The sequence below is a fragment of the Brevibacillus schisleri genome, assembly GCF_055685845.1.
The window spans coordinates 5,781,223-5,803,207 of the sequence record NZ_JBVNDM010000001.1 but is presented as its reverse complement, the minus strand read 5'-3'; the positions used below and the strand labels follow the sequence as shown (position 1 = coordinate 5,803,207).

Annotated in this window: 21 protein-coding genes and 2 pseudogenes; 21 read left to right on the top strand and 2 right to left on the bottom strand. The window is 47.5% G+C overall.

Annotated elements, in window-relative coordinates:
* Positions 1 to 4: 4 nt before the first annotated feature.
* The 17 genes and pseudogenes from ACUUHJ_RS27615 (at position 5) to ACUUHJ_RS27535 (ending at position 17,869) form a co-directional block, all read left to right on the top strand.
* Positions 5 to 850 carry a DUF2785 domain-containing protein gene (locus ACUUHJ_RS27615; protein ID WP_289674717.1) on the top strand — a complete coding sequence of 282 codons (846 nt, stop codon included), beginning with the start codon at positions 5 to 7 and terminating at the stop codon, positions 848 to 850.
* Positions 851 to 1,198: 348 nt separating this feature from the next.
* A complete protein-coding gene (locus tag ACUUHJ_RS27610; RefSeq protein ID WP_472300556.1) occupies positions 1,199 to 1,771 on the top strand; it encodes a TetR/AcrR family transcriptional regulator in 573 nt (190 codons plus the stop codon).
* 59 nt (positions 1,772 to 1,830) lie between these two features.
* Positions 1,831 to 3,717, top strand: a complete 1,887-nt coding sequence (locus ACUUHJ_RS27605) for an alpha/beta fold hydrolase (protein ID WP_472300555.1) — start codon at positions 1,831 to 1,833, stop codon at positions 3,715 to 3,717.
* A 232-nt stretch (positions 3,718 to 3,949) separates the two neighbouring features.
* The gene (locus ACUUHJ_RS27600; protein WP_472300553.1) at positions 3,950 to 4,615 is read left to right on the top strand and encodes an ABC transporter permease; all 666 of its coding nucleotides are present in this window, start codon (positions 3,950 to 3,952) and stop codon (positions 4,613 to 4,615) included.
* Positions 4,581 to 4,940 (top strand): annotated as a pseudogene (locus ACUUHJ_RS27595) (oligopeptide/dipeptide ABC transporter ATP-binding protein); the annotation flags it as partial. The gene ACUUHJ_RS27600 and the pseudogene ACUUHJ_RS27595, both read left to right, overlap by 35 nt.
* A gap of 21 nt (positions 4,941 to 4,961) precedes the next feature.
* Positions 4,962 to 6,068 (top strand): aminopeptidase, encoded by a 1,107-nt coding sequence (locus tag ACUUHJ_RS27590; RefSeq protein WP_472300552.1) that lies wholly within the window; start codon positions 4,962 to 4,964, stop codon positions 6,066 to 6,068.
* A 17-nt stretch (positions 6,069 to 6,085) separates the two neighbouring features.
* A complete protein-coding gene (locus ACUUHJ_RS27585; RefSeq protein ID WP_472300551.1) occupies positions 6,086 to 7,114 on the top strand; it encodes a dipeptidase in 1,029 nt (342 codons plus the stop codon).
* Positions 7,111 to 8,424: a transcriptional regulator gene (locus ACUUHJ_RS27580; protein ID WP_472300550.1), complete on the top strand. Its 1,314-nt coding sequence runs from the start codon at positions 7,111 to 7,113 to the stop codon at positions 8,422 to 8,424. Before ACUUHJ_RS27585 ends, ACUUHJ_RS27580 begins: the two co-directional genes overlap by 4 nt.
* A gap of 160 nt (positions 8,425 to 8,584) precedes the next feature.
* Positions 8,585 to 10,225, top strand: a pseudogene (locus tag ACUUHJ_RS27575) (ABC transporter substrate-binding protein).
* 36 nt (positions 10,226 to 10,261) lie between these two features.
* On the top strand, positions 10,262 to 11,731 hold the full coding sequence (locus ACUUHJ_RS27570; RefSeq protein ID WP_472300549.1) for a serine hydrolase domain-containing protein: 1,470 nt from the start codon (positions 10,262 to 10,264) through the stop codon (positions 11,729 to 11,731).
* Positions 11,728 to 12,858, top strand: coding sequence for a mandelate racemase/muconate lactonizing enzyme family protein (locus ACUUHJ_RS27565; protein ID WP_015893366.1), 1,131 nt, complete (start codon positions 11,728 to 11,730; stop codon positions 12,856 to 12,858). Before ACUUHJ_RS27570 ends, ACUUHJ_RS27565 begins: the two co-directional genes overlap by 4 nt.
* Positions 12,859 to 12,870: 12 nt before the next feature.
* Entirely contained in the window at positions 12,871 to 13,335 is a 465-nt protein-coding gene (locus tag ACUUHJ_RS27560) for a GNAT family N-acetyltransferase (RefSeq protein ID WP_472300548.1), read from the top strand.
* Between the two features lie 226 nt (positions 13,336 to 13,561).
* Positions 13,562 to 13,921, top strand: a complete 360-nt coding sequence (locus ACUUHJ_RS27555; protein WP_289674699.1) for a GIY-YIG nuclease family protein — start codon at positions 13,562 to 13,564, stop codon at positions 13,919 to 13,921.
* A gap of 23 nt (positions 13,922 to 13,944) precedes the next feature.
* Positions 13,945 to 14,424, top strand: a complete 480-nt coding sequence (locus tag ACUUHJ_RS27550) for a DUF6530 family protein (protein ID WP_289674698.1) — start codon at positions 13,945 to 13,947, stop codon at positions 14,422 to 14,424.
* Position 14,425: 1 nt separating this feature from the next.
* A complete protein-coding gene (locus ACUUHJ_RS27545; RefSeq protein ID WP_472300546.1) occupies positions 14,426 to 15,634 on the top strand; it encodes an MFS transporter in 1,209 nt (402 codons plus the stop codon).
* 16 nt (positions 15,635 to 15,650) lie between these two features.
* On the top strand, positions 15,651 to 16,772 hold the full coding sequence (locus ACUUHJ_RS27540) for an AAA family ATPase (RefSeq protein WP_289674696.1): 1,122 nt from the start codon (positions 15,651 to 15,653) through the stop codon (positions 16,770 to 16,772).
* A gap of 74 nt (positions 16,773 to 16,846) precedes the next feature.
* Complete coding sequence (locus ACUUHJ_RS27535) at positions 16,847 to 17,869, top strand: vWA domain-containing protein (RefSeq protein ID WP_289674695.1); 1,023 nt, start codon at positions 16,847 to 16,849, stop codon at positions 17,867 to 17,869.
* Positions 17,870 to 17,926: 57 nt separating this feature from the next.
* On the opposite strand, the gene ACUUHJ_RS27530 is transcribed toward ACUUHJ_RS27535, so the two are convergent.
* Both ACUUHJ_RS27530 and ACUUHJ_RS27525 read right to left on the bottom strand, forming a co-directional pair.
* A complete protein-coding gene (locus ACUUHJ_RS27530; protein WP_289674694.1) occupies positions 17,927 to 19,558 on the bottom strand; it encodes a peptide ABC transporter substrate-binding protein in 1,632 nt (543 codons plus the stop codon).
* Between the two features lie 233 nt (positions 19,559 to 19,791).
* Positions 19,792 to 20,361 carry a DoxX family protein gene (locus ACUUHJ_RS27525; protein WP_219663270.1) on the bottom strand — a complete coding sequence of 190 codons (570 nt, stop codon included), beginning with the start codon at positions 20,359 to 20,361 and terminating at the stop codon, positions 19,792 to 19,794.
* A 260-nt stretch (positions 20,362 to 20,621) separates the two neighbouring features.
* Between ACUUHJ_RS27525 and ACUUHJ_RS27520 the strand changes: the two genes are divergently transcribed.
* The 4 genes from ACUUHJ_RS27520 to ACUUHJ_RS27505 are packed head-to-tail and all read left to right on the top strand — an operon-like array spanning position 20,622 to position 21,518.
* Complete coding sequence (locus ACUUHJ_RS27520; protein ID WP_436406339.1) at positions 20,622 to 21,038, top strand: Ger(x)C family spore germination protein; 417 nt, start codon at positions 20,622 to 20,624, stop codon at positions 21,036 to 21,038.
* Between the two features lie 2 nt (positions 21,039 to 21,040).
* Positions 21,041 to 21,130, top strand: coding sequence for a Ger(x)C family spore germination C-terminal domain-containing protein (locus ACUUHJ_RS27515; RefSeq protein ID WP_157448613.1), 90 nt, complete (start codon positions 21,041 to 21,043; stop codon positions 21,128 to 21,130).
* 33 nt (positions 21,131 to 21,163) lie between these two features.
* The gene (locus tag ACUUHJ_RS27510; protein ID WP_289674691.1) at positions 21,164 to 21,349 is read left to right on the top strand and encodes a GerAB/ArcD/ProY family transporter; all 186 of its coding nucleotides are present in this window, start codon (positions 21,164 to 21,166) and stop codon (positions 21,347 to 21,349) included.
* Positions 21,312 to 21,518 (top strand): hypothetical protein, encoded by a 207-nt coding sequence (locus ACUUHJ_RS27505; RefSeq protein ID WP_354142456.1) that lies wholly within the window; start codon positions 21,312 to 21,314, stop codon positions 21,516 to 21,518. Before ACUUHJ_RS27510 ends, ACUUHJ_RS27505 begins: the two co-directional genes overlap by 38 nt.
* The last annotated feature ends 467 nt before the right edge of the window (positions 21,519 to 21,985 follow it).

Here is a 21,985-nt window from a genome sequence, read left to right as displayed (position 1 = left end):
ACACATGAGCGATACAAGAACCCAGCTTGTGCTGGATCTGCAAAGATTGGAACAGGAACAATACCAGCTGCGTGAAGGGGAACAACTGGAGGATTTTGTCGGACGGTTGTTGCAATACATTGGGGACCCTGACCCGGAATTGCGGGATAATCTCATCTACCCGGCATTTTATTATTGGATTCTCGACGAGGACAAGCTGACGGAGGCGCAATTGCGCAGCCTCCTGCGAGAACTGACCGACGAAAAGCATTTGTTCTATCAGATCGGCAGCGAGGGTGATCCATCTGTATTTACGAGGACATTCTCTTCGTTGCCGATTGCATTGATTTTGCGCCGTCACAGACAGAAGCCCTTTTTGGAGCTTGCCGATTTCCAGCACGTCAAAAATGCCATGCTCCGCTATTTTCAAGAGGAACAGGATTTGCGTGGCTATTTGTCCGAGGGAGGCTGGGCTCACAGTACTGCGCACGGTGCAGACGTTTTCGTAGAACTGGTGCAGTGCCCAGAGAGCGATGAAGCCGTACAGCGAGACGTTCTTCAAGCGATCCAGGGCGTGCTACATAACGGAAAGCACATTTTCAATGACGAAGAGGACGAACGTCTCGCGAGCATCGTAGATACGATGATGGAGAAAGACTTGCTTCCAGAACAGGAACTCATTGACTGGATCAATAGTCTAGCAAGCTGTGCCGAGCTGCCAAAAAGTCGTACTCAAGTTATCGCTCGGGTGAACAGCAAGAACTTTTTGCGCTGTCTCTATTTCAGAAGGGCAAGAAATAGCCGTGAAAATGAGCTGGTGATTGCCATGCTTGCTGCCGTAACGAAATGTAACAGGTTTGCGATCAGTTAATGAATGAAGGTTGATACCGTATTAGACGGCATCAACCTTTTCTTTTTTATACGAGGTTTTAAAAGGTAGCGATTGAACCAACAAAGCTGGCAAGAGGAAAAAGCGCAGGGCTCGCAGACCTTGACAACGCCTACCCAGTCGGAACTTCAAAAAGGGGACCACGCTTGTCGAACACTTCTTCTTCGAGAACCTTCCGCCCGTAGGGTGGCTTTGGCTCGACGGTCCCCTTTTTGAAGTGAAGAGGAACAGTCAATCTCCCTTGCGAGCGTGTCGGAGTCGAAGAGGACTGCACTTTTTCTTCTCCTCCACTGATTGACAATCACTTATTAGTACTGTATAGTACTAATTATGACACGAACCTCAAACCGTGACCATGTCATCGCCATTGCATCCAATTTGTTTTTGCAAAAAGGACTCATGAATACCAGCATGGATGACGTCGTAGCACAGAGCAAAGTCTCCAAGTCCAACATTTACTACCACTTCAAAAGTAAGGAGGAGCTCGTCGTAGCTGTACTCGGCTACAGAATCAACGTCCTGAGAGGAGCACTGGAAGCCATCTTGCAACGGACAGACCTGTCTGTTTCCGCACGGGTAGGTCTGATTTTTACCACCATCGCAGAAGAACTGGAGGGCCGCTCCTGTGTAGGAGGCTGTCAGGTCCTTTCCTTGCTGTCGGCACAAATACCAGAGGTCAAAGCGCGAATCAACGAGTTCCTGATCGAATGGCAGAACCTAGCGGAAAAGCTGCTCGTGGAGGGAATCGCCCGTGGAGAATTCAAGGAAAATATCTCGATTCAGCAAACGGCAGTCTTGTTCGTGGCCATTGTGGAAGGAGCGATGCTCATGGCTGAATCGCAGGGTCATGCACAGGTACTCGTAGGCGTAGGTCAGACACTTCTACACTTGATTCAAGTGTAGGATTTTTTTGAAGTGAATTAGTCCTGACTAGTACTATAAATATAAAGGAGGCAGAAACAATGGCTGTCGTTTTTGTAACAGGTGCGACTGGATTTATCGGCAAGGAGTTAACAAAGCAGCTGGCCCGGTCCGGTCATACCGTACTGGCGCTGGTTCGTTCGCCCGAGAAGTGGGATGAATTGCTGATGCAGATGACACCTACAGAGAGGTCTAATTGCAAGGCCGTGCGGGGTGATTTGCGAAAGGAGGGCTTGGGATTATCAGCGAGCGATTACGAGCAGGTATTGCGCGCAACTATTATCATCCATGCAGGTGCCCCGATGGATATTTCGCTGGATGAAACAGTGGCGAGGGAATTGATTTTACAAGGAGCAAGTCACCTTGCAGCACTAGCGAACGAATTGCATAAACAACAGCGTCTACAAAAGCTGATTCATATCGTTGGCTACATGAGTCCGTTTGACGATGAGAGTGGAAAGCTGGCGACAGATGTTTTTGCGCCAACCGATTTTTATCAAGAGGCAGGGGGCTACGAGAAATACAAGTTTCTGGCAGATCTATACCTCAGACAAGAGGCGTATCAAAAAGGAATGCCGCTGGTCGTGGTAAATCCGTGTACGATCATAGGCCCGCGAAGCACCGGGAACACAGAACAAACAGATGGATTCGGGCTCGTGATCAGCTCCATGCGGCGTGGTAAGATCCCTGTTCTTCCCGGTGGTAAGGAGTGGTGGCTGCCCTTGCTTTCCGTCGACGATTTTGCCCAGGTCATTGTGGGGATTGTAGAGACAAATCACATCGAGCATCAAACGTATTACGCCTTAAATGAGCGGAGTGCCACGCCAGCTTTTTCAGAGCTGATTTCGTTGATGGCTAAAGAATTACGGATGAAGCCACCAACCATTCCTTTCCCGGTATCGGTCTTGAAAAAAATCTTGCATAACGGCGGCAGCGGCTTGCTCGGGGTACCTGCCAATTCGATGGATTTTCTCGTAAAGAAAGACTTCCCGCTCGCTCCCTTTCAGCAAATGAAAGCGAAAAAAAGCATCGATGCATACGACGTAGCGGCGTATCTTCCCAGTGTGATTGCCGATCTCGACTACCGTTTGTCGGTCAAGGATCAGAAAGTACCTCCTTGCTTTCACCGAGAGCAAATCGCAGGCATGGCCGCGTACAAGAAAGAAGGCTCGGGTACTCCGTGGCTGCTCGTGCACGGGCTTTTCAGTGAGATGAGCGATTTACTCCCGCTCGCTGAACAGCTGGGTGAACAGGAAGTATGGTTACTGGATTTGCCCGGATTTGGCAGATCGCCCTATCACCATCACGAAAAACCGCTCGAGGGCTTTATCGAGGCATTGGCCGAGGCATTGCGACAGCTGCCATCTCCGGTTCATCTTGCAGGACATTCATTTGGCGGGCTTTTGGCATGGGAGGCAGCAAAGCGAGTACCGGAAAAAATCGAGAAGCTATACCTTTTGCAGCCACCCCTGCATGCCCCGAAGTATTCTCGGCTGCAGGCGGGATTGGGGAAGAGTCCAGCCCTCCTTCAGTTTTTTTTGCAAAAGCAGTTAACGTCAGCCAAATTGGAAAAAGAAATGCTTGAGCAAGGGGTATTTCAGTCTACGAAGGAAATGCCAAAAGGCTATGTAGAAAAGGCAGGGAAGCTCCTGCAATCCCCGCGCATCAGCAAGACGCATACAGACGTGCTGCGCTACTTTATGAACGAATTCCGGCAAATGGCGGTAGCGACACAGCCTCTCCCTTTTCCAGCCCAGATCGTATGGGGAACTCAGGATAAAACGTATCAGCTGACAAAAGGAGCAGAGGATGCATTCAGGAAAGCGAATGTAGAGATTGAAAGGCTCTCCGTTGCTCATCATTTTCCCCTCAGTCATCCACAGCTAACGGCAAACGTATTGCTACAGATGAGGCACGGCAAGGAATGACGACGGAACGATTCTTCAGAAGGGGCATGGTAGAAAGGGACCATGCTCTTTTTGAATGGGGCGAGAAAAAACAAGTTGAACTTTCTGTGAATTTTGAATAGACTATTTTTAACTAATAACGACACTATAACGACAAGTGACGTTAGCGGAGAAAGAGGGAGGAGAGCAAAGTGCAGGAGCGCAACAAGAAGAAGCTAGTTCATACCGTTTCTCACATCTGGGTGAAGACCTCATGAAGCAGTATATTGTGAAGCGCCTATTGTCGGGCATCATTGTCCTGTTTGGACTCTCCGTTTTTACGTTTTTGCTCATTCATCTCATCCCCGGAGACCCTGTGCGGATCATGCTGGGGCAGCGGGCGACTGTAGAACAAATCGAGTCGCTTCGAGGAGAGCTGGGCTTGAACAAGCCTTTGGTAGTCCAGTATCTCGACTATGCTTTTGGCGTTTTAAAAGGAGATCTCGGCACTTCCCTGAAAACGGGTCGACCTGTCAGCACAGAAATTGCTGATCGCTTTCCAGCGACAGCAAAAATGGCAGTAGCCAGCCTCGTAGTGGCAGTTGTGATCGGTATCGGGCTGGGTGTCCTAGCGGCAAAATACAAGGATACACCCATCGATGGAGCGATTATGACCTTTTCCACCTTTGGGATGTCCATACCCGGCTTTTGGTTAGGTTTACTCGTCATCCTTGTATTCTCCGTCCATTTGGGCTGGTTTCCGATTGCGGGAGGAACGGGGTTAAAAGACATGGTTCTTCCAGCGTTTACCCTGGGGACATTGACGGCGACGGCACTCAGCCGACTCACTCGTGCTGGCATGGTAGAGGTTTTGTCCAATGACTATATCCGAACAGCACGTGCGAAAGTTTTCGCTCACGTATCTTTTTATCTCGCATGATTTGAGTGTTGTCGAACATATAGCCGATCGTGTAGCGGTGATGTATTTGGGAGAAGTAATTGAGCTGGCGAAAAAAGAAGAGCTGTTTCAACGTCCGATGCATCCCTACACACAGTCGCTTCTCTCCGCCATTCCTATCACAGATCCTGACGAGAAAAAAGAACGGATCATGTTAACAGGGGATCTACCGTCTCCATCCAATCCACCGAAGGGCTGCAAGTTTCATCCGCGTTGTTGGGCATGCATGGACGTGTGCAAAACAGAAGCCCCTCTATTAACAGAAGCAGACGGCAGACTAGTTGCGTGTCATCTCTATGAAAAATAAGGGAACAGGAGTGATAGATAGATGTTGGACCCACGTCTTACGAAGCTGGCGGATGTGTTGGTAAATTACTCTACAATTGTGCAGCCGGGAGATAACGTGCTGATCGATGCGATGGAGGTGGACGCTGCTCTGATAAAGGAGCTTGTCAAAGCAGTTTCGCGAGCAGGCGGACATTCCTTTGTGAACCTGCGTGAATCCTCGATTAGCCGTCAGTTATTGCTGGCGGGAACAGAGGAGCAATTCCGTCTAGAGGCAGAGATGGACAAAGAACGAATGGAAAAAATGCAAGCGTGCATCATCATCGAGGGTGGGCTGAATATCAACGAAATGTCTGATGTCCCGGATGAGCAGATGAAGCTGGCTACGTCCTTTTTCAAAGAAGTAAGTATTGTGCGTCTCAAAAAGAAATGGGTCTATCTCCGTTATCCGACGCCTTCCATGGCGCAGTTGGCGAATAAGAGTACAGAAGCGTTCGAACAGTTTTACTTTGATGTCTGCACAATGGATTATGCCAAAATGGCAAAAGCCATGCAGCCGCTCAAGGAACTGATGGAGCGAACTGACCGCGTGAAAATCACGGGACCTGGCACAGAGCTGACCTTCTCCATCAAAGGCATTCCAGCGATCCCGTGTCCGGGGCAATATAACATACCAGACGGTGAAGTATTTACAGCCCCTGTTCGCGATTCGGTGAACGGTGTCCTATCGTTTAACACTCCTTCGCCTTATCAAGGCTTTACCTTTGAAAAGGTACGGTTGGAGTTTGTGGACGGGAAGATCGTTCATGCCACTGCCAATGACACAGAGCGCTTGAACAACATTTTGGATACGGATGAAGGTGCCCGGTACATTGGGGAGTTTGCTTTGGGGGTCAACCCGTTCATCCGGGAGCCTATGCAGGACATTTTATTCGATGAAAAAATCGACGGCAGCTTCCACTTTACCCCTGGACGATGCTATGACGAGGCATCCAATGGCAACAAGTCAAACATCCATTGGGACATGGTCATGATTCAACGCCCGGAGTACGGTGGCGGTGATATTTGGTTCGATGACCACTTGATTCGCAGAGACGGACGCTTTCTTTTACCGGAGCTTGAACCACTTAACCCGGAAAACCTGAAATAACAGGGGGAGCATGAGGCATGACACATGGAATCGACGGGCATTTTGACCTTTTGCTGGATGTTGCCATTCAGCGGGAGCATGGCAGACGAAAAGTGATTGAAACGGATTATTTACCTGATTTCGTCGCGGGTGGGGTGCATACAGTTGTCGCAGCGATTTATATCGACAACAAATTCCTGCCGGAGATGGGCTTGAGAAAAGCATTGCAACAAATCAGCGCGTTGCACGCAGAGGCAGATGAATCGCCTGATAAAATCATGGTTTGCAAAACTGTGAGCGACATCGAGACCGCGAAGCGACAGGGGAAAATTGGTTTTGTGCTCTCTCTGGAAGGCGCGGAACCGTTATATAATGATCTGAGTATGCTCCGTGTTTTTTACGAGCTGGGCGTACGCCTTTTGGGTCTCGTTTGGAGCAGGAGAAACTTCGTTGGAGATGGCAGTCATTTTAGTCCGGTACGGGAAGGGCGCAAGGGAGGGCTCACGGAGTTCGGCATCCGCGTCGTCGAAGAGGCAGAAGCAATGGGCATCATCATTGATGTCAGCCATCTGAATGACGAAGGCTTCTGGGATCTGATCGAGGTAGCGCGTAAACCCATCATCGCTTCTCATTCCAACTGTCGGACATTAGCGAGCTCCATGCGCAATCTGACAGATGAGCAAATCAGAGCGATCGCATTCACCAACGGCGTAATCGGCATCAATGGCGTCAATCTATTCGTAGCGGACACAGACGACCAGGCTGATATCGAGCACATGATCAACCACGTCGATCACATCGTGAAGCTGGTTGGTGTTGAACACGTAGGACTTGGTCTGGACATCATCGAGCCATTTATGAAATACGATTCTCCCAATGTGTTTATCCAAGCAGGACGCAAAGATTTTGATGTCGTAAAAGGACATACAAAGATTCCAGAGCTTGTGCGTGCCCTTGCCAAAAGAGGGTATAAGGATGAAGCGATTGAGCGTATTTTGGGCAAAAACTTCATCCGCGTGTTTAAGGACGTCTGGAAATCAAAGAGAGATGAGGAAGTGGAGCATTGACCATTACGATAGCGGTAATCTCTTCGGAAGAATTTTTGCCAAGGATCTTGAAGCATACCCAATCCATTGATTACATTCAACTGACCTCGTATACATACCAGAACCCCAAAGAGAGCGCTGCGTTGCTTGATCAAATCCATGACTGCGATGTGCTGCTTTTTGCTGGCCCTCTTCCTTATTTTTTTGCCAAGGAAAAGGTAGAGCAAAAGAAGCTGCCTGCCGTGTACATCCCGATCGATGAATATACCATTTCCCTCTCTTTGTTTCATACCTTGCTGAACGTACCAGGAGGACTGGACCGCATCTCGATAGATTTGCCAAAAGCGGAGTATATTGAGAAGGTCGCTGATGAATTGGGCATTATTTCTACGCCTTGGTATGTAAAAGACTACAGTGAGATTATTGAAGAAGGCGGGACGAGATTTGACGTAGAGGAGATTATTTTGTTCCACAAGGAGCTTTGGGAACAGAAACAGAGCCATTTTGCTTTGACTGGCGTTGATTACGTATATCGCCAATTGCGTGAGATGAACATCCCTTCCGCATCGCTGGTTGGTCCCGATAAAAATATTCGCGATGCCGTCAGTCAAGCCATTGCTTATGGTCAATTGAAAATTAGCAAAAACTCGCAAATAGCCGTGGGAATTGCAGCGATCCAGCAAAATGATGGTCCGCCAGTAGAAACACAATGGCAGGATGCGACGATTATTTTGCTGCAAGAGCTGCTGGATCTGGTCAAAGAGACAGATGCTTCCATTCAAAAGTTGGGAATGGATCAATTTATCATCTATGGCACGAGAGGCAGCATCGAGCAAATGATTGAATCCGGGAAGATCATGCAAGTAGTGGGCAATGTCGACCTGCTTGCCAAAGTGATGGTTGCCATCGGGTTTGGTTTTGGCCTAACCGCGAAAGAGGCTGAGGCCAACGCGCGCATTGCGATTTATCATGCCAGGAAAACAAATGAAAGCAGTGCGTATCTGGTGACGGATGAAAAAGAAGTGATTGGGCCGTTGAACACCGAATCGAAGACGTTCCAATTGAAAAGCGAGAACAAGGAAGTGCTGGAGATCGCGGAGAAGACTGGCGCAAGTGTCGCTACGATCACGAAAATCATGCAGTATGTCAAGCTTCGCCGCGATAACCGCTTCACCGCTTCCGATTTAGCCGAGTACCTCCAGGTCAGTCGCCGCAGCTCGGAAAGAACCTTGAAAAAGCTGATCGAGCATCAGGTCGTAGAGATCGTCGGAGAAGAACAGCCGTATCAGCAAGGACGCCCGCGGGCTGTGTATCGCCTTAATCATCCATGATTCTCCTCATGTAACATCAACCCGTCCCGGTTTTCCGTTAACGAGGGCAATCCGGGACCCCCACATCCCTCATGTAAGAAGCAATCCGATCTAATTAGCGACTATATACCGACGAAAGTAGGCTTCGAAAGGAAAAGACTCGAAAAATGGAGGTCGCGACATGCTATCAGAGCGGTTAAAGAGCCAAATTCGCAGCGTTTTACTCATATGTGTACTCGTCTTTTCCATTGTTGGCTGTAGCTCTGTTCCCACTCCGGCTACAGACGGGAAGCAAGCAAATCAACCAGCAAAAAACTCCCAGCCGAAAAAGGGTGGGACGATCACCATGGGCTACCAGATGGAGCCGGATACGCTGGACCCGCAAAAGACGTCGTTGCCAGCGGGAAATTTTGTTGGGAGCATGTTGGGGGGAGCTTTGCTGATCCTCGATCCCTTTACGTTTGAGTTGAAGCCGCATCTGGCTGAATCGTACACGATTTCGGACGACGGCAAGACCATGACGTTCAAGATACGTTCTGGCGTGAAGTTCCATGATGGAACACCGCTCACTGCGGAAGTTTTTAAGCAAAGCTATGAACGTGCACTCGATCCGAAAACAGCCTCACCGGTTACGGGACCGGACGTATCTTCGATCAAATCCATTTCAGCTCCTGATGATTCCACATTGATCTTTCATTTAGATGAGCCCTCCCCTTCGTTACTTTCTAACTTAACATATAGCGGCTACCAGCAACCTATTTCCATAGAGGCATGAAACAAATACGAAAATGAGCTGGGACGCAATCCTGTCGGGGTAGGTCCGTGGAAATTCGAGAGCTGGAAAACAGGCGAATCGATCACACTGGTACGAAACGACGAGTATAAGTGGGCAGCTCCTTTTGCTCTGAATCAAGGACCTGTCAGACCCGACAAGTTCGTTCTGAAATTTATTCAAGACAACCAGACCATGATGGCTACTCTCGACAGTGGGACGATTGATATTGCCACTGTACCCCCGAAAGACGCGAAGAAATACAAGGATCACAAAGATTTTACGGTGTTGGAAGGAATGCAGCCTGCGGAGTTCTTCATTGCGATGAATCTGGAAAATGAAATTTTGCAGGATGTCCGCGTGAGAAAAGCACTGAACTTGGCGATCAACAAAGATGCATTGATCATGGCAGATCTGCAAGGAGAGGGGGTGCCTGTCTACGGACCGATCCCACCAACGATGATCGGATACGATGCGGCAGTAGAGCAGTATGGCTACAAGTACAATGCTGAGCAAGCTAGACAACTGCTGGAAGAGGCAGGATGGAAGCCAAACGCGCAAGGGATAAGGGAAAAGGATGGGAAAACGCTCAGCCTGACGATGCTCATCGAAGATACAAATCCCGGGCATCAGTTGGTGCAAAGCATGTTCAAAGAGATTGGTGTCGAAGTGTATATCCAAAAGTATGAATCAGCGACAGCTCTTGAACAGGCACTGAAGGGCGAGTTCGATTTGTTCTCAACGAGTCATGGCAGTGTCGATCCAGATATTTTGCACTTGTTACTGCATTCGAGTCAGATCGGGGGCTTGAATTTCTTTCGCCTCAGTGATCAACAGCTCGATAGCCTGTTAAATAAAGGACGAACGACAACAGATCAAGTACTGCGACAGCAGGTTTTTGCAGACATTCAAAAAAGAGTCGTGGAACAGGCCTATTGGATTCCGCTCTATTCCGCAAAAATATTCGTGGTCGTCAGTAACCGGATTCAAGGCGTCAAGCCAAATCCATTAGCCTCCTTGATTATTCAGGACATGTGGGTGAACGAGTAGGGCATGGTATGACAACATTCGAAAGAGGTGGAAAAAATGAGACAGCAAGGCTGGTTAGTAGAATGGGAAGAACTGGTTGAGAAAGACATGAAGGAAGGCAGAGTTCCGGGCTTTGTCATGGGTGTGAATTTGAATGGGCAGAGCCTGTTTCGAAAAAGCTTTGGCTATCGTGATCGTGAAAAGGAACTCGAAATCACGCCTGATACCGTGATGGGATTGGCTTCCGTTACGAAGTCCTTTACATGCATGGCGATCATGCAGCTACAGGAAGCGAAGAAGCTCTCTGTTCATGATCCGGTGATCAAGTACCTCCCTGAATTTCGTACCCCGGATCGTCAAAAAACGGAGCAGATGACAATCCACCATTTTATGACGCACACGACGGGCATGCCGCCTCTGCCCATTGATAACCTAGCGATTCGCAACTCCATGCTCGATGACATGCCTGACGAGGATAACCCGATTCACCGGTACTTGAAAAAGGAGTACCAGAAACCGATCTACACATTCGAAGAGCTGATGGAAGCTCTTGCCCTGGCGGATTATGAACTGGTGGGCTCTCCAGGACAATTGTTCAGCTATTCAAATGATTGCTATTCTCTCCTGGGAGCGGTCATAGCCAGAGTGAGTGGGAAATCGTATGACGTTTATGTCAAAGAGCATATTTTGGAACCAGCAGACATGAAGAGCAGCACCTTTCTTCTGAGCGATCTGCCACACCTACCGGATGTAACGACCATCTATCATGTTAAAGAGAGCAATGGCGTTTCTGAGATTTACCCGGATCCAAATTGGGAGGATGGGCTACTCGTAGCGGCATCGGGGCATTTGAATTCAACAGTGCATGACATGTTGAACTACGCTGAAATATTCCGTACGGGCGGATGTGTGGGCAAGGAACGGATTTTATCTGAGGAGAGCGTCAAACAAATGATCTATCCGCATGTCCAGATCAGCTACGGAAGGTATTATGGATATGGCTTATCCATTCAACCCGACTACTATGGGGGTACCTTGATCAAGCACGGTGGAGCGATCAAAGGTGTCGCTGCCCATTTAGCGATTGTTCCAGAGCGGGGAATTACATCCATGGCTTTGGCCAATTTGATCGGAAGCCCCGTCGAAAAAGCCACACTGACAGCACTCCATGCTGTAGAAGGGCGGCCATTGAATACACCACAGTACCAATTCGAGACATATAGCGTCCCTCTTTCCCAGTTAGAAGAGTATGTCGGTCGATACGTTAGTGGGGAAGGCGTGGATATCATCGTATATCTGGTAGAGGATGTCCTGATGATGATAGATAAAACGTCGGATGTGTTTGGTGGAGGAAAACAACTGAACTGTCTATTGCGACCAATTGGGGAGCATCAATTTATCACCGATAGAGAGGGAAGCGAGCTGACAGTTGGCTTTGTAAAAGGCGAAGATAGCACTGTAAAAGCCATGTCTCTTTATTATCGAATCATTCCACGAGTAGCTGCTGCGGAGGGGAGTCGAGTATGAAAATAACGTCAGTATGTGTTCATGCCATAAGGTTGCCGCTAAAACGCCCATTTATCATCGCGTACGCCTCTTATGAGGATATGCCGTCCATTATTGTAAAAGTGGAGACAGACAATGGCTTGGTCGGACTAGGAGAAGCGGTACCGGATCAAAATGTCACCGGAGAGACATGGGAGTCTACCTATACAATGCTCGTTCATAACTTGGCGCCTGTTGTGATCGGTGAGAATCCGTTTGATATCGAGAGAATCCACGAGAAGATGAACCAGGCTGTTTGGGGAGTACCAGCAGCAAAAGCCGCCATCGATATCGCTTGCTATGATCTAATGGGCAAGGCGGCTGGTCAACCCGTTTACCATTTCCTGGGCGGAAAATATCACACGACTCTTTCCTTCCCGTATGTGTTAAGCATTTTAGAGCCAGAGGTCATGGCAGCTGAAGCCAGACAAGCAGTGGCAGCCGGGTATGACTCGATCAAAATAAAAGTGGGAGCTGATCTTCAGACAGATATCCAGCGAATCCGGGCTGTTCGGCAGGCAGTTGGTCCTGACGTAGGGTTGCGGGTGGACGCCAACCAAGGTTGGGAGAACCGTGCGAACTCCTTGCTTGTTATGAAACAGATCGAGGATTGTCACATTGATTGGATGGAGCAGCCTGTCTTGGCAGATGATCTTGAGGCTCTGGCTGATATTCGCAAGCAAACGACTACTCCAATTATGGTAGACGAGGGACTGCACGGGACAAAGGAAATGCGGGAAGTCATCGCGAAGAAAGCTGCAGATAAAGTAAACATCAAACTCATGAAAAGTGGAGGGATTTATCCTGCTCTCAAATTGGTGAATCAGGCGGAAATGGCCGGGATGGAGTGTCAGATCGGTTCGATGCTGGAGTCCTCGATTGGCAGTGCAGCTGGTGCACATTTGTCACTGGCGAAGAAAAACATCATTTCCAATGAGTTGGCAGGACCTACGATCATTTCGCGGGATGTGGCCGAGCTTACGATTCACGGAAGTCAGATTGTCGTGACAGATCAGCCAGGCTTAGGCGTAGAGCTAGACGAAGCAGTGCTTGCCGACATAACGGTTAAGTCAGAGCAGGTCATCGGAGCGAAGCGGCAACCCGTATAGGGAGAGGACTGAATGCAAAATACGCGCATAGAAATCGTCGAGGCATTGACAGAGAGCCAGCTTCAGATGATCAAGGCAATGGAGCAGGAGGCTTTTGGCCCACATGGAGCAATTGATGAATGGGTGCTCGTACCACTCGCGAGACATGGCTGTGTTGGACTTTTTATGGAAGCAGAGGAGGCATATCCTGTCGGGGTATGCCAGCTCTTGAGGGATTTTCGTCAGCCGGACAAATGCTACATGTATGGGTATTACATCCGGGCAGATCGGAAAGGGATGGGGTATGGGTTCTCTTTCTTGAACCAATTGCTGGAGCAGCTGCGTGAGGATGGGTTCCGTCAGATTTGTCTAACTGTAAGCCCTGATAATACTGGAGCAGTCGGACTCTATCAAAAAGCAGGCTTTGTGGTTATCGAGACACGGATTGCGGAATATGGCAGTGGAAACGATCGCTATAATATGGTGAAAACGTTATAGAAGGAGAGTCTCTACAAGCCTTTGCATAGACATTTTTCACTATTGTTTGTTGGAGATTCATTGGCTCTGTACTCGTTGTAACCCGACCCGAATTAGGCACCGGACATGTTCCGGTGTTTTTTTGTGCACTTGACAACTGTAAGACAATGAATCATTATGTTTATTAAATAATAAACAAAAACATGTTTTGTCTATTTAAAACCTTTTAAAAAGTGGGGGAGAAACGATGGATCGAGAAGAACTGAAACAACTGTATAAAGAATCGGAAACGCAAGCAGGGGTGTATCAGATCAAAAACACGCAAAACCAAAAAGTCTGGATCAGCGCCACCCGCAACCTCAAGACGATGAACGGAAAGCTGTTCACTCTCAAAATGGGTTCGCATATAAACAAACAGCTTCAACAGGAATGGAATGAATACGGAGAAGAGGCATTCGTCTTTGAAGTGTTGGAGGTTTTGAAAAAGAAGGAAGACGGATACTTTGATGAAAAGGATGCCCTGAAGAAACTGGAACAAAAATGGCTCGACCAGCTCCAACCGTACGGAGAGCGTGGATACCACCAGGAAAAAAAGAAAGAACAATAATCAAACGAAAAGAGGGAACGAAAATGAAAATACCGACGAACTTGAACCATAAGCCTGTTGTCGTGTCGGATAACTATGAGCGTGTTGATGGTCGATTCGCCAGGAACACAGATGCGAAAGCACTTTCTCTGGGAGTGGCGGAGGGCAGCTCCAGAAGAAAGGTCGATCTATCTGCCAAAGTATGGAGATACACAGGAGAAGAATGGTCGAAACAATCGGAGGAACTGCCTCTCCATCGCGTTCTTGATATGTCCATACTGATTTGTCGGTCTTTGGCCCATTTTCGCGACGCATACAGATATGAGCATTATTATGACCCGCAGGAGCCCGTCATCGACCGAGTTGCCCTGCAAGGGGATGCAATGAACGTGGCGATATGTACGGACAATGAGCGTCTTCATGAAGATATTAAGCTGTTCAGCCAAGCGTTGAGTAACGACGATGAGATGATCAGCGAACGTCTGCGCACATTATCAAAACTATTAAAGGATATGGGGTATTGAAATGTTCTCCAATGTTTATGTTCGAACGATTATCCTCTCCCGCGTGCTGCTGCATTTGGGGATTTGGGTCCGGAATTATGCCGTCCTTCTTTTTGTTAGCGAATTGACGAATAATAATCCGGTTTATGTATCACTGATTTCGGTTGCGGAATTCGCACCCATTTTTCTATTCGGCCTGATTGGCGGAACCTTTGCCGACCGATGGCGACCGAAGCAGACAATGGTTTGGAGCGATCTGCTATCTGCCGTGTCCGTCGGGGCTGTGTTGCTTGCCCTCATGAATGGGGGATGGGTGGCACTACTCATCGGAACCTTTATTTCCGCCAGCCTGTCTCAATTTTCTCAGCCCTCGGCCATGAAACTATACAAGAGGCATGTGCCAGCTGAACAACTGCAGGGCGCAATGGCTATGTCCCAAACGCTTGTCGCTGTCTTTACGGTTTTAGGTCCGGTCATCGGCACGTTTATTTTCATCCAGTTTGGAATTACAGTCTCTCTGATTTTGACGGCCGTTCTTTTCCTAGGGTCTTCCCTTATCTTAGCGACGCTTCCCCGTGACGCGGAGGAACCGAAGTCTGAGGATGCCGGTGGCTTCATAAAGGAATTGAAGGCCGGACTCCGCTATATCGGGTCCAATCAATCCTTACGAACTCTCTGTTTGACCTTCTTCGCTGTCGGATTGGCGTCAGGTCTGACACAGCCGCTTCAAATCTTCCTTGTCATCGAGAATTTGGGACGGGACAAACAATTTTTACAGTGGTTGGTTATGGCCAATGGGGCAGCCATGTTGGCAGGAGGGGCTCTCATCATCGGGATAGCCAAAAAGGTACGGCCACAGATGTTGCTCATGGTAGGCTTGCTTGTCTCTGCCGTTTGCACGATGGTAATGGGGGCTACCACAACGATTTGGTTGATGATTGTTCTATTAGTGATCAGCGGTTTCTTTTTCCCCTGTATTCAAAGCGGAATCCAGACGCTGCTTGTACGGAACACGGAAGGGGCATTTATCGGCCGGGTATCTGGTACGATCACGCCTGTTTTTATGGGGATGATGGTGATTGGCATGTTTATATCCGGCTATTTAAAGGAGACGTTATCCCTCGTTGCGGTATATGTGGTGAGCGGGGTTTTGATTATGATCGGTGCGGCTTTGCTGCTTCCTCTTCTTGTTGAGAAAAAGGGCAAAAAGCAGAGTGGGCCAGCGCTATGAAGGGAGTAGAAATGTAATGACGGAAAATGAAAACTATCATTTGTCACCCGAAAGACAGCTGACGGATGCAGAAAAAAAGCTCGTTTGGAAAAAGCCATCCACGCATAAGGTCAGTGAAGAAGAACAGCGCATTAGTAAAGAAATCAAACGCAACTGGCATCGCGGGGAAATGAAAATCGCCAATCTGTTGTTAGAAGGTGACGCTGGTTCGGGGAAAACACAACTTGCCAAGGCATTATCCGCCAATTTCGGGCTGCCGTATACAAAAGTGACTTGCTTTGCTGATATGGATAAATCGGATATTATCGGCGCTATTTTGCCAGTCATTTCTTCTGAACGTCTAGAGAAAATGGAGCCTGCCGAGCAAACGCTATGGAAAGCCTTATATGAAAGCGATGGGTTCCAAAGTATATCTGAAATTTTAATGGACGCACTGGGGATTACACAGGAACAGGCTGCCTTAAAGATGAAGCAATTATTGGAGCGTGCAGCAGCGGAAAACAACGATGGCGAAGCGATTGAGTACCGATTTTACCCTTCGGAGATCGTCAGAGCCTATCAAAACGGTTATCTTCTGGAAATTCAAGAACCAAACGTTATTCGTGATGCGGCGGTGTTAATGGCATTAAACTCTGCCTTGGAGCTGGATGGGAGCATCAATCTTCCCACCGAGATCATACGCAGGCACCCGGACTTCATCGCGGTTATCACAACAAACCGCAGTTATGCGGGAACCAGACCGTTAAACGAAGCGCTGCGCGACAGGGTTCAGCATACGGAAAAGATGGACCTGCCGACCAAAGAAATCATGATCGAACGTGTAATGGCCAAAACTGGTTTTCAGGATGGAAAGATGTTGGGTATTTTAGCGGACATGATTGTCGTTTTAGACAGAACAGCGCGGGCCAATGCGATCAAGGGCGTGGCTGGAATGCGTTCCTTTTTCTACTGGGCGGATGCGATTGCCGGAGGAGCCTCCGCAAAGGAATCCCTTTACCATAAGGTCATCTACAAGATCACAACTGATTCGGAAGAAATAAAACTTTTGGAAGAAGCCCTGAAAAATCATGGTTTGCTTGCCAGCTTGGAAGAAGCAGAGATTGAGCAAAAAAAAAACGAAAATCTGACGACGCCGTAGAGATCAAGACATGGGGAGATATTGACGACACTGGTTTTAGCAAAGACAACCAGATAGAAGAAAAGGGAATCGCCTTGAAAAAATCTGCCGATGGTGACGAAAGCTCTTCCCGTGTCTCCGATGATGATTCTACCCATATGGAACGTTCGGGCTTGGGTGAAGATGGCTCTCCCAACTATCATCAGGCAAATCCTGAATCCATGTCAGAGGAAGCCAAACAAAAGGAACGCGATTTCCGTAAAAAGCTGAATCGAGAGGCAAGAGAGGTCATTTCCGATTCGATTCATCAAAAAGTAAAGCTCATTGTACACCGTCCAGACTACGATGAGGAAAACCAACAGGAATATGTTCGTCTTTGTCAGGGACTCATGCCGATCGTGCAGGAGATCGCCAGAAAGACACTTCCGTATCTGGAACATGAGCTCTCTTCCGACTTTGCGAGGAATCGTTACTATGGCAGCAAATTTCAAGCAGACAGCGTTGCTTACAAGGATTACAAGTATTTTGCCAAGAAACGTCCGCCAACGGAATCCCCTTCTCTTGTGGTTGGTCTTAGGGTTGATGAATCCGCATCGATGTCAGCTTACGGGAGATTAGAAGCAGCAAAACGAGCAGTAATCGCCGTATATGAATATTGTCAGCTTTGTCATATCCCAATTTTGATCTACGGCGATACGGCGGATGTTTCCAGATTGGAGCAAATGTCGATCTTTGCCTATGCCGACTTTGATAAAGCGGATGCCAATGATCGCTTCCGGTTAATGAGGATTCATGCCAGAAGCAATAATCGCGATGGCATGGCTCTAAGAATTATGGCAGAACGATTAGCGGCTTCCCCCCAAAAGACAAAACTGCTGATTAGCATAAGTGACGGACAACCGAAAGCAATGGATGACTATACCGGAAGCTATGCGGTTACAGATATGAAACAGACGATACAGGAGTATGAAAGAAAAGGGGTTACCTTTCTTGCAGCCGCAATCGGTCAAGACAAGGATGTGCTTAGCGATATCTATGGGAATGAAAGATTTTTGGATATTACCAATTTACATGAGTTCCCTGGAAAGTTAGTTCGGATGATCGCTCGGTATTTATGATGGAAGTGCGGGCATCTCTCTCTATCTGATACGCATAGAGAGGATGCCCGCGCTCTATTATTTTTCAATATACGCGTATTTAAAGTAGGAACCGCCGAGAGGGAGGATCACAAAGTCCTTCACTTTATCGTTTTTCACATAAGCATTGCCACGGAAGTGCAGCGGTGCCAGTGGCATTTCTTCCATGAGAATTCTTTCACAGTAAAACAACAGTTTCTTGCGCTTTTGCTCGTCGGTCTCATAGTAGCTCTTATTGAGCAAATCGCGGTATTCTTTGTGATCGAAGCGAACGACGTTGTTGCCACCCAAGTCCTTGTACATTTCAAGGAAATTGATCGGGTCGTTGAAATCGGCTCCCCATTGCCAGATACCGATGTCATACTTGCCATTTTGGACATCCTCGTTGAACACTTTCCATTCTGAGGTGCGAATGTCAATGTCGACTCCCAGTGTTTTCTTCCATTCGTCCTGGAGCGCTTGAGCCAGCTTCTTGTCCGTTTCTCCGGTGTCGTAGTAGTACGTGACTTTAGGGAATTGAGTCAGCCCAAGCTCTTCCATGCCTTCTGCCAAGAGCTGCTTCGCCTTCGCCACATCCTCTTTAAAGTAGCCGTCCGGATTCAACCCCATGGAAACGGGAACCCAGCCATAAGCGGGCAGAACACCAGTCTGTAGGATGTTATCCACCAATTGCTGTCGGTTGATCGAATACGAAAACGCCTGGCGAATTTTTTTGTTGGTAAAAGGGGGTTTCTTTGTATTGAAGATGACAGCTTTGGTACCTGGGTTATCTGCGACAAGCAGCTTGCCCTCTTCCTTGAGCTGACCGACCGCATCCGGCGACAAGCCAAAGGAAGGGTAGCCACCCCAATCCAGATCGCCATTCTCAAACATGGACAGGGCGGTGTTGTTATCCTCGATGATGACAATATGGATCTGGTCTAGCTTGACGTTGGCGCTGTCCCAATAAGTAGGACTTTTGCTGAAGGTGAGCTTGGACTTGTGCTCCCACTTATCCATGATAAACGGGCCGTTGCCGACAATCGTTTTCGCTTCTGTTGCCCACTGGGGGTTGCTCTCGATGGTCTTTTTATGAAGAGGGTAGTAGGTAGTGAATGAGGTCAATTCGCGGAAGAACGGTGTTGGTGAGCGCAAGGTGAAATCGAGTGTGTAGTCGTCCTTTGCCTTTACCCCGACGTCTTCTGGCTTGCCTTTTCCGGAGTAAAAATCCTCGCCCCCTTTTATATAGAAGAGCTGATACGCGTAGCCTGAAGCGGTTTTGGGGTCGAGATTGCGCTTGATGGCGTACTCAAAATCGTGAGCGGTTACAGGATCTCCATTGCTCCATTTGGCGTCCTTTCGAATGGTAAAAGTAAAATGAGTGAAGTCAGGAGTATGCGTGTAGCTCTCCGCGATGGCGTTGATCATCTGGCCTTGACGGTCGACGCTGGTCAGTCCTTCGAAGGTGAGGTTGATCATGTCCATCGAGGTCGAATCTGTTGCAATGCCAGCATCCATCGTAGACGGCTCCCCAGTGATGCTCCATTGCAAGACCATTGGCTCTAAGGTAGTAGGCTTTGCTGTCGTTTCCGCTGAGGGGGATTGGATACTGTCGGCGGGCTTTGAGCTACAGCCGACTGAGAGACTAAATAAGAAAACAGCAGTAGAAATGCCTAGTAGCCACTTGTTCATACAGTCCTCCTGTTTAATTGTTTGAAAAATAAGAAAATTAAAGTTCCTCAAAAGAATAATGCACAGCAATCAGACAGTCATTCAACATAATGTATAAATATTCACGGAAAATCACAGGTACATGTCGGAATAAATTCATACAATTTGTCCTTTACTTCAGCAACGATTGAGGGGAAGGGACAACAAAAGCCACCCGGAAAAGGTGGCTTTGTCATTCGAGAGGAAAGAAAGGATTACTTGTTCATCGGCAAAACACCGTCGCGCGATTTTCTCGTCCAAGGTGTTCCGAGATAAGAAAGCGCCCAGCGATCAAGACCATACCAGCCCGCAACCTTCCAAGCCAAAACGAGCCAAGTGGCAAAAATAAAAAGGAGTGGGTTGGTGCTGACCGTTCCTGCGAACAGAAAGCTGACGTTCATCAAGCCGCCGAAAAACGCTGCGATCCCTGTCAGGCATCCGAGGATCAGTCCGAGTCCGACGAGTACCTCACCATAAGCGACGAAGAAGCCGAATACCTTAGCATTTGGCAATACGACGTTTTCCAGGAACCAGGCGTACCACCCGGTTACGTCCTTTCCTTCAGCTGCTTTTGCCAAGGAGCCTTTTACGAACCCTTGAATCGCGCCGCCAGCCGCATCTCCGGTCCAGCTATCGGACTGGACTTTCTTCCATCCGGCAGTAATCCATGAATAGCCGACATACAGTCTGATAATCAACCAGATCGCAGCGGATTTCGTACTGGTGAACAGGAAGTGTGAAACAGGATTTTCAGGAATAATAATTTCGTTTTGACGGTTTTGCATGTGGGTGTCCTCCTACATACGTTTTGCACATCTTTGTTCGAGCCGATTTTAACATAACAAATGGCGGTACAGTGCGGTTTTGGGCATAAGTTCATACGGTGTTCATTGACACTATAAGCACGATGTTAATGGTAAATCCTAGTGTATATATTGCCAAAATACAGTAAACTCATGAAAGGATTGACAAGTTAAGATGTGGTAAATTATGAACGAGTGGTGATGTTACTGTTGGTTATTGTTATTTCTCTGTTTGTAAGTGGATGGATGAAAGCAGAGAAACCATGGATATTCTTCTCACAAAAGAGAAAGCAAGAAAATTACTAGAGGTGCTTACCCCTATCGAAATAATTCCTGGAAACGCAATCGACAAAGTGCTGAAAGGCGGGGAAACCAATCTCTCTATTTTAAGGAGGGTAAAACTACACGAATTTATTTCCTCATTGACCAATCCTACGTTAGGTGCTGTATTGCCACAAGTTGAGATTACAGGTGATCAAAAGGTTCAAACATCTCTAGATTCACTTAAAGAAACAAAAGTCGGCAAAGCATTGGTCTGGATTGAATCTCGAATGAATGTAACGAAAGGGAAGTTAAAGGAAACTGGAGGAGCAAATCGAAGCTCAAATAAAAAAACAGGTGAAAACAACAGTAGTAACGGCAAAAAAACTGAAAAATAGATATGCTTGGTTTTGGCGATGCCTTTCACAAAAAATATCCGGATGTATGGAAAGAAGTAAGTAAAAATTGGGAGCCAACCTTTACAAAATAAAAACAGGAAAAAGAAAGAAGGACTCATTATCACATGGAGAGGATCTCCAAATTTCAGTTATCTGCGATGATCATCTTATTTCAAATCGGTTCCGCGACTTTATTTGAGGTGGGAATTGGAGCTAAACAGGATGCCTGGTTAACGGTGTTGACAGGTATGGCTGTCAGTTTTTTTGCTATTTATGTTATTTTTAGGCATCCAGAGACGAGAACCGAATAAAATCCTTGTTCAAATTCTCGTGCAATATTTAGGCTTCTTTGGAAAGATAGCCGCTTTTTCCTATGTTTTGTTTTTTGCTTACGAATCGATGGGAAATGTACGGGATCTTGGTGATCTTACTATCATGTCATTCCTTTCTCGAACCCCTATTAATCATCATGTTTATTAGCTCCGGTATCGTACATTTGGATGATCTGCTGGAGGCGAGAGTATAGGAGAGAGGTCACGCTGAACCGTTAAAAATTAAGGAAGAGATGTAGATCAAGAGTAATAGCAAAAGAAAAAATATCCGATTCAAGCGGACGATTAACTAAGGTTCCAATTAGAAAGGTGCTATTTACAGTCCGGGAATATTCTCCTTTGTTTCGATCTGTAGGAAAGGGTAATTTTGACTATTGAAATCGTAATTCGCAGACAATAGAATGAGGATGCGAACAAAATACCGCAGGATTGTTACTGCTAAGCAGGCAAGACCTGAGACGTGAGATGGGCGAAGTATGGCTATCGCTATACAGTCCCTTACGCGTTTTAGGTCTTTTTTGTGTCCTGTCAATGGAGAAGAGCAGAGTTTTCAATCTCTCAATATTCTCATAATAGGTAACTTTGCTGCAATTCATGATGTAAAGGGAGGATTTA

Excerpts from the sequence above, each read along its gene's own strand:
- ACUUHJ_RS27615 (WP_289674717.1), top strand. The coding sequence starts at position 5 with ATGAGCGATACAAGAACCCAGCTTGTGCTGGATCTGCAAAGATTGGAA.
- ACUUHJ_RS27610 (WP_472300556.1), top strand. The coding sequence starts at position 1,199 with ATGACACGAACCTCAAACCGTGACCATGTCATCGCCATTGCATCCAAT.
- ACUUHJ_RS27605 (WP_472300555.1), top strand. The coding sequence starts at position 1,831 with ATGGCTGTCGTTTTTGTAACAGGTGCGACTGGATTTATCGGCAAGGAG.
- ACUUHJ_RS27600 (WP_472300553.1), top strand. The coding sequence starts at position 3,950 with ATGAAGCAGTATATTGTGAAGCGCCTATTGTCGGGCATCATTGTCCTG.
- ACUUHJ_RS27590 (WP_472300552.1), top strand. The coding sequence starts at position 4,962 with ATGTTGGACCCACGTCTTACGAAGCTGGCGGATGTGTTGGTAAATTAC.
- ACUUHJ_RS27585 (WP_472300551.1), top strand. The coding sequence starts at position 6,086 with ATGACACATGGAATCGACGGGCATTTTGACCTTTTGCTGGATGTTGCC.
- ACUUHJ_RS27570 (WP_472300549.1), top strand. The coding sequence starts at position 10,262 with ATGAGACAGCAAGGCTGGTTAGTAGAATGGGAAGAACTGGTTGAGAAA.
- ACUUHJ_RS27565 (WP_015893366.1), top strand. The coding sequence starts at position 11,728 with ATGAAAATAACGTCAGTATGTGTTCATGCCATAAGGTTGCCGCTAAAA.
- ACUUHJ_RS27560 (WP_472300548.1), top strand. The coding sequence starts at position 12,871 with ATGCAAAATACGCGCATAGAAATCGTCGAGGCATTGACAGAGAGCCAG.
- ACUUHJ_RS27555 (WP_289674699.1), top strand. The coding sequence starts at position 13,562 with ATGGATCGAGAAGAACTGAAACAACTGTATAAAGAATCGGAAACGCAA.
- ACUUHJ_RS27550 (WP_289674698.1), top strand. The coding sequence starts at position 13,945 with ATGAAAATACCGACGAACTTGAACCATAAGCCTGTTGTCGTGTCGGAT.
- ACUUHJ_RS27545 (WP_472300546.1), top strand. The coding sequence starts at position 14,426 with ATGTTCTCCAATGTTTATGTTCGAACGATTATCCTCTCCCGCGTGCTG.
- ACUUHJ_RS27540 (WP_289674696.1), top strand. The coding sequence starts at position 15,651 with ATGACGGAAAATGAAAACTATCATTTGTCACCCGAAAGACAGCTGACG.
- ACUUHJ_RS27530 (WP_289674694.1), bottom strand. The coding sequence starts at position 19,558 with ATGAACAAGTGGCTACTAGGCATTTCTACTGCTGTTTTCTTATTTAGT.
- ACUUHJ_RS27525 (WP_219663270.1), bottom strand. The coding sequence starts at position 20,361 with ATGCAAAACCGTCAAAACGAAATTATTATTCCTGAAAATCCTGTTTCA.
- ACUUHJ_RS27520 (WP_436406339.1), top strand. The coding sequence starts at position 20,622 with ATGGATGAAAGCAGAGAAACCATGGATATTCTTCTCACAAAAGAGAAA.
- ACUUHJ_RS27515 (WP_157448613.1), top strand. The coding sequence starts at position 21,041 with ATGCTTGGTTTTGGCGATGCCTTTCACAAAAAATATCCGGATGTATGG.
- ACUUHJ_RS27510 (WP_289674691.1), top strand. The coding sequence starts at position 21,164 with ATGGAGAGGATCTCCAAATTTCAGTTATCTGCGATGATCATCTTATTT.
- ACUUHJ_RS27505 (WP_354142456.1), top strand. The coding sequence starts at position 21,312 with ATGTTATTTTTAGGCATCCAGAGACGAGAACCGAATAAAATCCTTGTT.